This is a genomic window from Adhaeribacter arboris (genome assembly GCF_003023845.1).
GTDB classification, from domain to species: domain Bacteria; phylum Bacteroidota; class Bacteroidia; order Cytophagales; family Hymenobacteraceae; genus Adhaeribacter; species Adhaeribacter arboris.
In genome coordinates, this window is sequence record NZ_PYFT01000001.1 from 5,577,310 (window position 1) to 5,590,999 (window position 13,690).

Below are 13,690 nucleotides of genomic sequence, written 5' to 3' on the forward strand. Positions count from 1 at the left end.
GCTCTATTGTATTTCCTTTAAAATAGAATTGTATTTGTTTCTAAAGTGTGAAGGTTCAAGGGATACGCTACAGTCTTACTAGTTGACATAATCTTCCATAGTAACTATTATTAAAGCTGAGGGCTGGTGAAGTTATGTAAAAACAAAAGCAACGCAGAAAGCCCGAGCGTACTGGATAAGAATTTATGAACAATTAATTTCAATCAGCAAGACTGCTCGTCATTGTGGTATTACCCGCGCTACCCTCCAACGGTAGCTTAAACGCCTGCTCCAAGAAGGATTAGCAGACCGTTCCAGAAGGCCGCAGAAACTAGATCATGAAACCATTATTCTTATTTTTGCTGTAAGGGATGTATACCGATTCGGCAAAATCCGGATTTGCTCTCACCTGTGGCAACACCATCAAATTAGAACATCAGCTTTCACAGTTGCCAGAGTTCTGGAAAGATATGACCGGAAGTTGCTTAAACGCTATGCCAAAGACATTCCGAGGAAAAGGTTCAGATGGATCTTTGCAAAATAAGCACCAGCATTTATCAGTATACGGCTATTGACGGCTGTAGCCGCTTCCGGGTACTTCATATTTATTCCCGAAGAACGGCTAAAAACTCTATTAATTTTCTGGAGCGGGTGGTGGAACAAATGCCTTTTCTTATCCAGCGGGTTCAGACGGACCGAGGACAGGAATTTTTCTCTCTTTCAACAGAAGTTGCAGGAGTATAGTCTTAAGTTCAGGTCTATTAAGCCGCGTTCTCCTCATCTGAATGGAAAAGTGGAACGGAGCCATCAGATGAACCTGCAAGAGTTTTACGTAGCAGCCAACCTAAAAGTCCCGAACTTAAATGGCAGGATGGAGGAACGGCAATTTCATTATAATTGGTATTGGCAGCATAGTTCTTTAAAAGGTAAAACACCCATGAACATTGTTTGTAGCAAATCTGCCTTAACTTCTTTTTGGGAGGATGTAGAAGCCAAATATGACTCTGTTAAAGAACCTATCCGGGAACAAAGTTATCGAAAAGACCGCAACCTCCTAAGTTTAGAAAAAAAGCCTTACTTCCTTAAACTTGAGCAAATCTCAATTTTAAAAGTAATTAAACTGTAGCGAATCTATGGAACCATTACAGCCAATTGATTTAATTTCTTTTTGGAGAAGTCGGTTGTTTTTTCGCGCAGATTTTCTGGTTCTAGTCCTAATACAGATATTCAGACCTTCTATAATTTTAATATACGCTTTTCCGATAATGTGTTTTTCTGAGGATAGTACTTTCGGAAAGGCTTTCCGATGATTGGTGCAATACTCTTCTAATTTTACTGCTTCCAGCTTTTTGACCAACTCCCGAACTGTTTTAGCACTCCTCCTACCACAACTATATGTTAGTATTGGGTCTGTTTCAGGACAACAGACATACAATAACTAATATTTCTCCTTTATTGCGTTTACCGACAAAACTCCACACTTCATCTATCTGAACGGGTTTATAATGCTGGTCTATCATAAGCCAAACGTCAGTATAGTAATACATGGAATAAAAAATTATAATTAAAGAATCATGTAAATACTAAGCTTTAGATAATAAGATGATTTTCCTATTAAATTGAATAAATAAAGTTCATTTTTTACTTACTTAATAAATTAATATATGTACTTGATTTTTACTGTATATTATATAATAAGCTTAATCGTTTACTTATTCTATATTAATGTGTTTAGTTATAAATATTTAAAATTAGAATGATTGATTCGAATATCTATAAAATTTTAAATTATTACATTTTTAATTTAGTAACTGTCGCATAAATGATGTAATCTATTATTTTATATGATAATAGATGTTATTTTTATAAAATCTATTATCATATAATTTTCTATAAACTGGTTTAAAATATAGTTGTAATATAAAAATAATTATATAATATAATAAACATTATTATGTTAATTTATGCAGTAATAGTTATATTTGCATAGTTTTTGGAAATACATATTGTATAACTAGCTGATAGGTAAATTTTACTATTTTTCTTTATGAAGATACTTTTAACAATACATAAGATTTTAATTTTATATATCGTATTATGTTGCTTTTTTCTAAAATAAGTTGGGTTCAAATTAAAACTTCTACAACTATACCTTCCTCTCCGAATGCTGCTGCATTGATGAAGTTCGGGGATATTCCAGTTAGTAACTATTCAGGAACTCTAAATATTGATGTACCTCTGTATACCATTGAAAGCGGTAACATTACTGTGGCCATCTCTCTAGCGTATCATGCTGCTGTATTAAGTTAAGTGAAGAAGCTAGTTCTGTAAATTTAGGTTGGGAGCCTTCATGACAACGTATACCCACGATCTTTTAGTTGGTATTTCCTCTGTAATGGGTAGTAATAACCAAATTGCCTATTACAAATATGATGAGCTTGGTCGGTTAATCTTAGTAAAAGATGGGAGAGGCAATGTTGTTAAATCATATAAATACTATTATCGCAATAGCGGATTACTCCAAGCAACTAAATAAGCCTTTTTATCAAAAACGTCTGCTTTTACCCCTTTCACCTGTATTCATAAAAATTTCAATATTTACTATAAGTTTACTATGGTTTATTTACGATTTCTTTTATTCTTCCTTCTTATTTGCTCGGCTAAGTTTATTCTGGCACAACCTAGTCAGACGATCTACTTTAATGAGGCGGGCAAAGCAACGATTAAAGATCAGGCTAGCTATTATAGTACTATTACCCAAATAAAAAAAGATACAACACGCTATACAGTTAGTACTTTTTTTATATCGGGAAATTTGAAAGAAAATGGTATCTATGAGGTCCGCAATTTTCCGGTTATCTGGGAAACATTATACCAACTTGATTTTTCAAATGCGTTAAAAGAAGGACTTTTTAAGGAGTATTATCCTAATCAGCAACTCAAGTTCGAAGGAAAGTTTAGGAAGGGATTTGGGGAAGGAAAACACCGCCGGTGGTATGATAATGGGCAATTGCTTTCTGAAACAACCTTGGTCAATGGGCGTGAAGAAGGAAAAGTAATGAGCTATTACGAGAATGGAAAGCCAAGTACGCAATACAAAGCCAGTAGTGGTAAAATCGAGGGGGAATTAGTAGAATACTATACAAATGGCCGGAAAAGATCCCGGGCAACTTTCAGTAATGGCCTATTAGTGGGAGATATTATCTATTATGATTCGAAAGAAAACGAAGGTCCTAAAAAAAGTAAATAAGACTTTGTTTATTTAATCTATTATTTTTTCATATACCTGTAATATAAATTAATACAGAATAAGGAATGCTCTTATAGCAGGGTTAGGCTAGCACCTAAGCTTGCGAGGGATGATTATTGTTTAAACTTTTCTATGCTACACATTTACAAACCCATTTTTCTTGTTAGTAATACGTTTTTAGATAAAAAGGTAAGCTTAGTAGTACTCCTAATACTATGTGCTATCTTACAGGTACAGGCGCAAACCCCAACTATTTTCAGTCCTTATGGTTCACCTTGCGTTGGTGCTAATCAGGTATTTGCACTTCAGGGAGGCAGCGCTAGTTCCTGGGGCGTACAGAACGGCACTATTTTATCGCAAAGTTCTACCAGTATTCAGGTTCGTTGGACTACAGTGGGGAGTGGTTATGTATATGCTTATTATAACAGCTCTACCTATCCGTATAATGGTACAGTATCTTCGCCTACTTACTCTATCTCTAGTAATGTAACACCATCCGTGAAAATAGCGGCAAATAAAACGATTATTTGCGGCAATGGGCAAGATGCCGTCACATTTACCGCTACTCCTACTAATGGAGGTACTAGCCCGACTTATCAGTGGTACAAGAATGGCACAGCCATCTCGGGAGCAACGGCCAAAACTTACGTTGCTACTTCCGCTAATTTTACTTCCAATGATGCTATTACCTGCGTACTTTATTCTAATTACCCCTGTGTCACAAGCTATAATTCTAGTCCCTCCAACGCATTAAAAGTGAGTGTTAGTATTGCTACCCCAATAAGTATCTCTATTAGAGCAAGTACACCGGTTTGTGCCGATGGTAAAGGAGCGTTTATTGCCGATGTTAGCGGCGGGACGAGTTATACTTATAAGTGGAGGGTAAATGGTATAAGCAGAACAAGCGATACGCCTAATGCGCCTTCCTATGTATTATCATCTACTTTTAATAGTAATGACAAAGTTACTTGTGAGATAACTGCTACTGGAAATTGTTTATCTAATAATCCGGCAACTTCTAATACTCTGCTTGTAACTAGAGCAGCAAGCGTAACCCCTTACGTGAGTATTACGCCTACCAGTGGCGCTACGCCCTCGGCGGAAGGATATTATTATACTTGTTTGGGTAGTAGTATTACTTTTACCGCAACACCGGGTAGCAATGGGGTGGGAGCAGCGGGTTACTCCTGGACAGTGGCCGGACAAGCGGCTGGTACGGGTGCTACTTGTACCGTGCCTAATTATATTGGTCAGAATGTATCCGTTACTATGAATGCCACTGGCTCCTGTTTAACTAGTAATACGGCCACCAATACGATCAGTATACTTATTAAACCAAATGTAGGTCCACTAACGGCTATAAGTGGACTTGCGAGCCGTTGCCAAGGAGCCGGAACCGATACTTACAACAGTTCGGCTGCTAATGCTACTCATTATAGTTGGAGTCTTACCCCAGCTACGGCAGGTACAATTAATAATTTAGGAGTTGTTACTTGGGCAACTGATTTTACTGGTTCTGCTACCATTACCGTAACAGCTTTTGGTTGTGGGCCTTCTCAATCAGCTACTAAAATGGTTACCGTAACGAAACCGCTGGCAAACGCTGGAGTGGCAAAAGTTATCTGCTCGGGAGGTACAACCAGCATAGGAGTAGCGCCCGCGGAGGGTTATACGTATAAGTGGAGTCCGGCCACTGGCTTGTCGAGCGCTAATGTAGCCAATCCAACCGTAAATTTAACGAATACAACGTCTGAACCGGTTAGTCATACATATACGCTTACTACTACCATTAATGGTTGCTCTGCCACGGATCAGGTAGTAGTAACAGTAAACCCGGCAGTAGTAGCAGATGCTGGAGCCGATAAAGCAATTTGTATTGATAATTCTACTGTACTAACAGCTACCGGGGGAATAACTTATAACTGGTACCCTGCAGCTGGGTTATCAGATCCTAATATTGCGAATCCAATGGCTTCTCCAACAGAGACTACTGTTTACCGGGTAACCGTTACTAATGCGTATGGCTGTTCGGCCACGGATGAAATAGTTGTTACCGTAAACCCAAAACCAATAGCTTCAATAACCTATACCAACCCTGATAATATCTATCAGAGCGATAAAAAAGTTTTAACCGCTAGTACGGGTAAATCTTACCGCTGGAGTACGGGAGCCACGACTCCTAGCATTACGGTAACTGCGGCAGGAAATTATTCGGTAATAGTAACGAACGATGGGGGTTGCTCCAGCGAGGCCACTATTGCCCTGGAACCTAACAATTATAATTATGTAGTCAGCAATACAATCTTAACGGAAGGCATCACCAGCGAAGCCCAAGTAGAAAACCTTTCGATAGAGCAACGTTCCCAAAGTATTGTTTATTTCGACGGATTGGGCCGGGAATTACAAACGGTTGTTACCCAAGGAAGCCCCACGAAAAAGGATATAGTGCAACCAATTGCCTACGACGCTTTTGGTCGTCAGACTACCACTTACTTGCCATATACAAGTGGTGATAATGGCTATTTTAAAACCGATGCCTTACTACCTGATTATTCTGCCAGTCAGCAGTACTTATTTTATCAAAATGCTGCCGCCAACGCGGATAAACACGCGGCGGATACTGCTCCTTACGCTCTAAACGTTTTGGAAGCTTCGCCTTTAAATCGTGTAATAGAAAAAGGAGCTGCCGGGGCGGCTTGGCAACCCATGGCTGGTAGCGAAGCCGGCAAAACCGTTAAGATTACTGAGCGCACGAATACTGCTAATGAAGTAAGACTTTGGAGGTATGAGTATGCGACTGATCGCACTACAGCAGCAAGCTTTTACGAAGCGCGGCAATTGTATGTAACCGAGCAGCGCGATGAGCACAATGCTCTTACGCTCGAATACAAGGATAAGGAAGGCCACATAGTCCTGAAAAAAGTGCAGGAAAGCGCTACTACTCCGCAGGATGATTCGGGTTACTTGTTAACTTACTACGTGTACGACGATTTGGGTAATCTGCGCCTCGTAGTGCCACCACAAGGCGTTCGCTCGCTGCCGAGTGGTACGGCTACCTGGGCTCCGGAAAAAGAATTCATACATACCTGGTGCTTTCAGTACGATTACGATGCCCGCCAGCGGATGATTTTAAAGAAAGTGCCGGGAGCACAACCAATTCGAATGGTTTATAACCGGCGCGATCAACTCATCTTAACCCAGGATGGCGAACAGAGTAAGACTAACCAGTGGAGCTTCACCAAATACGATGCCTTCAGCCGGCCGATTCTGTCGGGTATGCTCACGGATAATCGTACTCATGACCAAATGCAAGCAGCAGCGGCTGAGGACTTAACTCCGTTCGAAACCCAGAACAGCACTGCTTCGTCTGGTTACACACTTACTAATTCATTCCCGACGAACGTAACCGACGCCGACCTGCTCACCATTACTTATTACGACGGTTATAACTATCCTGCCTTACAAAATACTACGTTCGCTTTTACCGCGCCAGGCAGTCCAGCCAATGGTTGGGCTTCGGATTACTTTGAACGAGTAAAGGAGCAAGTAACAGGTCAGCGGGTAAAAGTACTGGGTAGCTTTACCTGGCTCACTACCGCCAACTATTACGACGATAACTACCGCCTTATTCAAACAGTGGCCGATAACAGCGTAGGTGGCATTGATCGCTTGGCGAGCCGTTACGATTTTACCGGTAAAGTATTGGAAACTCTGGCAACGCACACCAAAGGCAACCAAAGTCATATTGTAACTACCTCCTTTACTTACGACCACGGGGGCCGGTTGCTGCAAACTACCCAGCAGATGGATGGCGCCAACCCGGTTGTGCTGGCAACTAATCAATACAACGAATTGGGCCAACTCATCGACAAAAAGCTGCATCGGTCTGTTAGCGACAATAATTATTTACAAAGCGTGGACTACCGCTATACTATCCGGGGCTGGCTCACGCACATTAATAATACCGCCTTGAGTAACGATAATGGTACTACGAACGACGATACGAACGATGTCTTCGGTTTTGAACTGACGTATAACCAGCCCACTTCCGACCCGAAGGCCAAAGCGCAGTTTAACGGCAATATTGCCGAGAGTTTCTGGAAAACCAGCACCGATAAGCAATTGCGCGGCTACCATTACGCCTACGACCCGGTGAACCGCTTAACCGGAGCCGCTTATTTGGCTCCCTCGGCCAGCACCGAAGATTACAGCGTTTCTAACATCAGTTACGATGCGAATGGCAATATCCGGACGATGAATCGCAAAGGATTACGCGCCGAAGTAGACGGCGTAAAAACTTTCGGCGACCTGGATAAGCTAAAATATAGTTATAGTGCGGCCAGTGGTAACCAACTATTAGGAGTAGACGACACAGAGACGACGGCTACGCCGCACGATTTTGAAGATTTAAACGCGCGTAAGTACCATGAAGCAGCTCCGGAATATGCCTATGATGCAAACGGTAACCTTATCAAGGACGATAACAAAGGCATTACGCATATTACTTACAATCATTTGAACTTGCCGCAGCGCATCTATTTTGGCTCTGATAAATATCTGGATTTTAGCTACAATGCCGCCGGAATAAAGCTGCGTAAACGAGTAGTAGAAAGTGGTAAAGCCGATAAAGTAACTGATTACAGCGGCAGCTTCGTGTACCAAAATGATACCCTGCAGTTTGCGCATAGCAGCGAAGGCCGAGTTTTGTATAAACCGGCTACTAACACTTGGCAGTACGAGTACCACCTAAAAGATCACTTGGGTAATCTGCGGGTGTCGTTTGCCGAACCAACGGTAGAGCAACATTTAGCTACGATGGAGGTCGAACGGGCCGAGCAGGAAACGAAATTTAAAGATTTTGGTAACACTAAAGTGCCAGTAGCCACGGCTTTAGACCATACGCATACAACTACTTACTCCACGGGAGCCACGCCGGAAGTAGTGCGGCTCAACCGGGGTCGGAGTGTAGCCGACATCCGGCCTAGCTTGAGCTTGCGTGTGATGCCCGGCGACCACGTACAAGCGAAAGTCTACGCCAAATACCTAGATTTACGGCAAAGCCAACTCAACGCCAATGTGTTGCTAGCAGCACTGACCGGAGCCGCTGGTTACTCGATTACCAGCGACGGCGTGCTAACGACCGTAGTAGATAATGCCTCCGGTACGGCTGCTACCCTGCAAAACGGCGGCAGTTCCGACCAGCAGCCCCACGCTTATCTCAATTATTATCTCTTCGACGAGAACAACCACCGCATTACCTCCGGTTACGAGCAGGTAAATAGTACTGCGGCGATGTATGATGCCGCGAGTACCAACGGCAATCACCAGGAATTAGTGTTAAATATCCCTCCCATCGAAAAAGCTGGTTATTTACGCATTGAACTTAGCCATGATGTGGCCGAAAATATCGATATTTACTTCGATGATTTAACTATAACGCATCAGCACGGTTTGATTGTACAGGAAAACCATTATGATCCCTGGGGTCTGAACTTAACCGGTATTGAAAGTAAAGGTCAGCCCGATCATAAATTCCAGTACAATGGTAAAGAGAGGCAGGAGGAATTTGGATTAAACTGGAGTGATTATGGAGCTAGATTCTATGATCCACAGCTAGGCCAATGGCATAGTGTGGATCCGCTAGCCGATAAGATGCGGAGGCATTCACCTTATAACTATGCGTTTGACAATCCGATTAGGTTTATTGATCTGGATGGAATGGCACCCCAAAACCCAGAAGGAGATGACCCCAACCTTAAGTATGGCAAAAAGGCAAAAGCTTCGGATGTTGCTCCTTCATCAGAGAAAGTCTTAAAAGAAATAGCTAAAGATGCTGGTTTAGAAGAATTAACTATAACTAATACTGCACGCACACCCGCTCATCAAGCAAGAGTTATGTACGAAAATAAAGTGAAAGGTAAATCTTCATCATACGGAAGACCAGGAAAAGAAGTACTTAAAGTTTACGATAAAATGGCTGGAAAAAATTCCCCAAAAGAAATAAAAAGTGCAATGACAGATAAAATAAATGAATTAGGGCCAACAACAGTGTCGCATCATGCAAGTGATCCAAGTACCCTCACAGTTGTAGATGTTTCTATAGCAAGTGTAAAAAGTCAAGGAGGGTTTAATGCTCAAAGAAATTTTGTAAATACAGTTGAAAGTTATGTAGAAAAAGGAGCTGTGTCCAAATTTTTACATCCTGGCAACAATAAAGGTGAAGCTGCTTATCACATTGAAATCAAGGTGACTGCGGAGCCACAAAGGGGTATTCCTATGCCTAAAATGGATTATTCTCAATTAATTACTTGGTAAAAATAAGTTATAAATCTAAAAACTACTTCTTTACATAATATTAATGCTATGAAAAATTTAAGTATTATATTTCTATTAACAATGAGTTTATTGCCTCTAAAGGTATTAACAAGTACAAATGCATTTAAAAAAAGCTCAGTATTTCAATCAAATAGTATAACAAACCTTTCATATCTAAAGAATAAGCAAGAAATTATTTATTTCAATTATGATGAATTAAATAAAAGAGGAAATGGAATATTAAAGAATCGCTATATTTTTCAAGTAAAGCCATGGAATAATGAAGATGAATATGGCATTACATTCGTAAGTTTAACAACTAATTCAAAAAAAGAGATACTAGGTAATGAAGCTAAAGTAAGTGAATACAAAGCATATTTAGAGGCAGAAATTCGGATGCTTACTAAAATTTTATTGAAAGATAAAATAGCTATTCAAGTAATAGAAAGTTCTATAGCTTCTAAAAAAGGTAAGTTCAATTTAAAGAATGGTATTTATAGCCTTATTACTGATGGGGGTAACTATGACGAAATTTCAGTTCAAGTAATGCACTTTGATTACTATTCAGATTTAATTACAATAAGTTGTCGAGCAGTTAATTAAATGGTTTGTTGAATTCTCATGTGTTAACTATTAAGTAGATTAGCTTAATGGAGTACATTTAATCAAAGTCGAATGTTAGAGTCTAGTCTGATGCTAATGTATATATAGTAAAATAGGTGATTATAATAGATTATGTTATTTGCGTAAGTTATATGGTTGAGTATATAAGTAAAAATAAATATATAATTTTTAATACTTTTAAATGAGGGTAAGATTTTGCTCCGACATAGATGAACATGTTAATTATTTCCAAATCAAAGAGCCTAATTACAAATTCTGTATTGTTGATTTTAACGTTAAAGTTATTTCTTTTTTTTCATTTAAATAGTTACGCTCAACAGCAAAATATAAATCAAAATACAAATTTATTTGAGCTGTCTATGCAAGATTTACTTTCAGAACAGGATAGCTCACAGGTGTCAAGCATATCAGATTCTTTACAATTTAAAACAGTCATTGATAGCCTGAGACATTTAAACCAAGAATCTACTAAATTGGAACACAAAGTAGATAGCTTGCTGCAGGTAGTTACCGGTAGAGTAAAAGGATTAAGTAAAGATGAGATTTCGAATACCGAGCTGTCTAATTTAATTGAAAATGGAAAGCAAGTAATACCATCAGACGTACTACCAACCAAAGCAGACCAAGTAATTACAAAATTAAACCAAATTACTATTTCCCAAAAATTACCCGACCAACTCCATTTAATTAAATCAAGCTTACCTAACATTCCTCTCGCGCAGAAAGTAGCAGGCGTAGAAGTAATAAAGAAGTTACCAGATGCGAAAGCAGCAGCGGAACTGGCAAAACAAGCCGCTTCGGATGCGGCCGAAACTTACTTCGGAAAGCAGTCAACGGCTCTTGACCAGGCGCGAAACGAATTAACTAAATATAAAGGCCGGCTGGAGAAGGTAGAAAGCTTAAAAGATTTACCTAAAGGAATGTTCCGGTTGAATCCGCTCCGCAATAAACCCTGGTACGAACGGGTAGTACTGGGCAGTCAGTGGCAGTTTAGTAAACAGGAACGATACCGCATTGATTTGGGGCCTTCGGTTGCCTGGCTGTTTACGGATAAGTTGTCGGCGGGAGCAGGCTTTCAGTACCGATTGAGCGTGAGTACGAAGCAGAAACCTTGGGTAAGCAGTTCCGATAAAGTGTTTGGTTATTTTGCCTTCAGCGATTTTCAGGTGACAAAAGGCTTTTTTGCCCGGTTCCATTACGATATTTTAAATACTTCCGTTCCTCGCCTGAACTCGTGGCAACAAGCTGAAATAGTAGAACAACGCTGGGTAAATGGTTTGTCGCTTGGCATAGGTAAGAGTTATACGTTTTATAAGAAAATAAATGGTTATGCTTTGATGCAGTATAACCTGTTACACCAGGCTGGGGAGAGTCCTTACTTAAAACCCGTACAGGCAAAAATCGGCTTCTATATCAACGGGAAATACTTAACTAAATCAAAGCCATAATTTTTAAACCAACTTAATTTAAAAACAATAAAATAAGTTAGCCAGATAAAATTTAATTGTTTAGCTAAATAGAAGAGAGGCATTCAATTACCTTTGCCGGTAGTAATTTACTAGAACGCCGCAAGCTTTTAGCAAAGTGAAAGGCAAGTAGTCTTAAATTATTTTCACTTTCTTACATAACAATTAAATTTTGAGGCTTATTTACCATGAAAATATACACCAAAACCGGCGACCAGGGTTTAACCAGTTTAATTGGCGGCACGCGGGTACGAAAATCACATTTGCGTATTGAAGCTTATGGTACGGTGGATGAATTGAACTCTTATATAGGATTGGTACGCGACCAGCCGGTAAATGAATTCCGGAAAAACTTATTGCAGGAAATCCAGGATCGGCTATTTACCATTGGGGCATTGTTGGCTTCTGACCCCGACAAAGTCAAAAAAAACATTCCGGACTTACACGAAGCAGATATAATCCGATTAGAAGTTGAAATGGATGGGATAGATGCTATTTTACCGCCCTTAAAAGCCTTTATTTTACCTGGTGGGCACCCCGCGGTATCGTTTTGCCACGTTGCTCGTTGCGTTTGCCGACGCGCCGAACGTTTAATCATTGCCTTGCAGGAAGAATCGTTTGTGGAACCTATTATAATTAAATACTTAAATCGCCTTTCTGATTACTTATTTATGCTGAGCCGCCAGATGGCGCACGAGCTAAAGGTAGAGGAACTATCCTGGCAACCGCGGTTGTAGTTTAAGAAACCGTAAAATGTAAACTCAAAAATAGGTTTCCTCATAACCGGACAACTTCATTCCTTCTTGCACCCAGGTAATTGCCGTAATCCCAGTATATTCTCTAAAAATTTGTTACTTTTGCTTCGTGCATCCGTTATAAAAGAGTATATATTTTTTATAAGCGATTCTTTATAGTTAATTTTTTAATTTCTTTTCCTATGCTCGACACGCAGACGATCCAGATACAAAAAACTACCGAATCTCGGTTATCGGCCGTAGATTTTGCAAATCTTGATTTTGGTGCAGTTTTTTCTGACCACATGCTGGTTATTGATTATGCCAATGGTGAGTGGCAAACGCCTACTATTGTTCCCTTTGCTGATTTTAAATTAAGTCCGGCTAATCCGGCTTTGCACTACGGACAAGCCATTTTTGAAGGCTTAAAAGCTTATAAAAATGAGCAAAGCGAAATATCCGTTTTTCGTCCGGTAGCTAACTTAGACCGGCTAAACATTTCGGCAGAGCGTTTATGCATGCCTACTTTACCGGAAGAACTGTTTATGCAAGGTTTAACCGAATTGCTGCGCCTCGATGCCGATTGGATTCCTTCGGCTCCGGGTAGTGCCTTGTATATCCGGCCATTTATGTTCGGAACCGGCGAGTTTTTAGGAGTAAGACCCGCAACGGAATACCGCTTTGCCATTATTACCTGTCCGGTAAATGCTTATTATTCGGCGCCTTTACGGGTTAAGGTAGAAGAAACGTATGTGCGGGCAGTAGAAGGAGGTTTTGGTTTTGCGAAAGCTGCTGGTAATTACGCCGGATCTTTGTTACCGGCTAAAAAAGCTTTTGAAGCCGGTTACCATCAATTACTCTGGACAGACGGTAAAACCCACGAATATTTTGAAGAATCGGGTACCATGAACTTGATGTTCGTAATTAACGATACTTTACTAACGCCGGCTTTAAGTACTTCCATTTTGGCAGGTATTACCCGCGACAGTATCCTGCAATTAGCCAAAGATCAAGGCATAACGGTAGAAGAGCGCAAAGTTTCGGTAGGGGAAGTAATGGAAGCCATTCAGCAAGGTACTTTGCAAGAAGCATTTGGCTGCGGTACGGCCGCTGTTATTTCGCACATTGTTACCATTGGTTATCAGGGTCAGGATTACGAATTACCACCCGTTAATACCCGGAAATATTCTCCGCAATTAGCTCAAGTCTTAGATGATATCCGCACGGGCAAAGCTCCGGATACCCACAATTGGATGGTTCAGATTTAAAATTAGGTTATACGTAATAGGTTGTAAGTAGTAAGTTTGGTAAGTTTTAATTAC

Annotated in this window: 9 protein-coding genes; 8 read left to right on the forward strand and 1 reads right to left on the reverse strand. The window is 40.3% G+C overall.

What is annotated here, in order from left to right; translation table 11 throughout:
- Positions 1–504: 504 nt before the first annotated feature.
- Together AHMF7605_RS30630 and AHMF7605_RS30635 are read left to right on the forward strand one after the other, a co-directional pair.
- Positions 505–723, forward strand: a complete 219-nt coding sequence (locus tag AHMF7605_RS30630) for a DDE-type integrase/transposase/recombinase (protein ID WP_158267594.1) — start codon at positions 505–507, stop codon at positions 721–723.
- The gene (locus AHMF7605_RS30635; RefSeq protein ID WP_158267595.1) at positions 710–1,105 is read left to right on the forward strand and encodes an integrase core domain-containing protein; all 396 of its coding nucleotides are present in this window, start codon (positions 710–712) and stop codon (positions 1,103–1,105) included. The genes AHMF7605_RS30630 and AHMF7605_RS30635 overlap by 14 nt, the downstream gene beginning before the upstream one ends.
- Here the strand turns inward: AHMF7605_RS30635 and AHMF7605_RS31210 are convergent.
- Complete coding sequence (locus AHMF7605_RS31210) at positions 1,085–1,414, reverse strand: IS1 family transposase (protein ID WP_106932286.1); 330 nt, start codon at positions 1,412–1,414, stop codon at positions 1,085–1,087. The genes AHMF7605_RS30635 and AHMF7605_RS31210 overlap by 21 nt on opposite strands.
- A gap of 1,380 nt (positions 1,415–2,794) precedes the next feature.
- Here AHMF7605_RS31210 and AHMF7605_RS22730 point away from each other — a divergent pair.
- The 6 genes from AHMF7605_RS22730 to AHMF7605_RS22755 all read left to right on the forward strand — a co-directional run bounded on the left by AHMF7605_RS22730 (position 2,795) and on the right by AHMF7605_RS22755 (position 13,636).
- Positions 2,795–3,229 carry a toxin-antitoxin system YwqK family antitoxin gene (locus AHMF7605_RS22730; protein WP_158267596.1) on the forward strand — a complete coding sequence of 145 codons (435 nt, stop codon included), beginning with the start codon at positions 2,795–2,797 and terminating at the stop codon, positions 3,227–3,229.
- 132 nt (positions 3,230–3,361) lie between these two features.
- A complete protein-coding gene (locus tag AHMF7605_RS30255) occupies positions 3,362–9,544 on the forward strand; it encodes a DUF6443 domain-containing protein (protein ID WP_199200295.1) in 6,183 nt (2,060 codons plus the stop codon).
- A gap of 48 nt (positions 9,545–9,592) precedes the next feature.
- Positions 9,593–10,147: a hypothetical protein gene (locus AHMF7605_RS22740; protein ID WP_106932289.1), complete on the forward strand. Its 555-nt coding sequence runs from the start codon at positions 9,593–9,595 to the stop codon at positions 10,145–10,147.
- Positions 10,148–10,641: 494 nt separating this feature from the next.
- On the forward strand, positions 10,642–11,616 hold the full coding sequence (locus AHMF7605_RS22745) for a hypothetical protein (protein ID WP_146153654.1): 975 nt from the start codon (positions 10,642–10,644) through the stop codon (positions 11,614–11,616).
- A 206-nt stretch (positions 11,617–11,822) separates the two neighbouring features.
- Positions 11,823–12,371 carry a cob(I)yrinic acid a,c-diamide adenosyltransferase gene (locus AHMF7605_RS22750; RefSeq protein ID WP_106932291.1) on the forward strand — a complete coding sequence of 183 codons (549 nt, stop codon included), beginning with the start codon at positions 11,823–11,825 and terminating at the stop codon, positions 12,369–12,371.
- A 200-nt stretch (positions 12,372–12,571) separates the two neighbouring features.
- Positions 12,572–13,636, forward strand: a complete 1,065-nt coding sequence (locus tag AHMF7605_RS22755; RefSeq protein ID WP_106932292.1) for a branched-chain amino acid aminotransferase — start codon at positions 12,572–12,574, stop codon at positions 13,634–13,636.
- Positions 13,637–13,690: the final 54 nt, after the last annotated feature.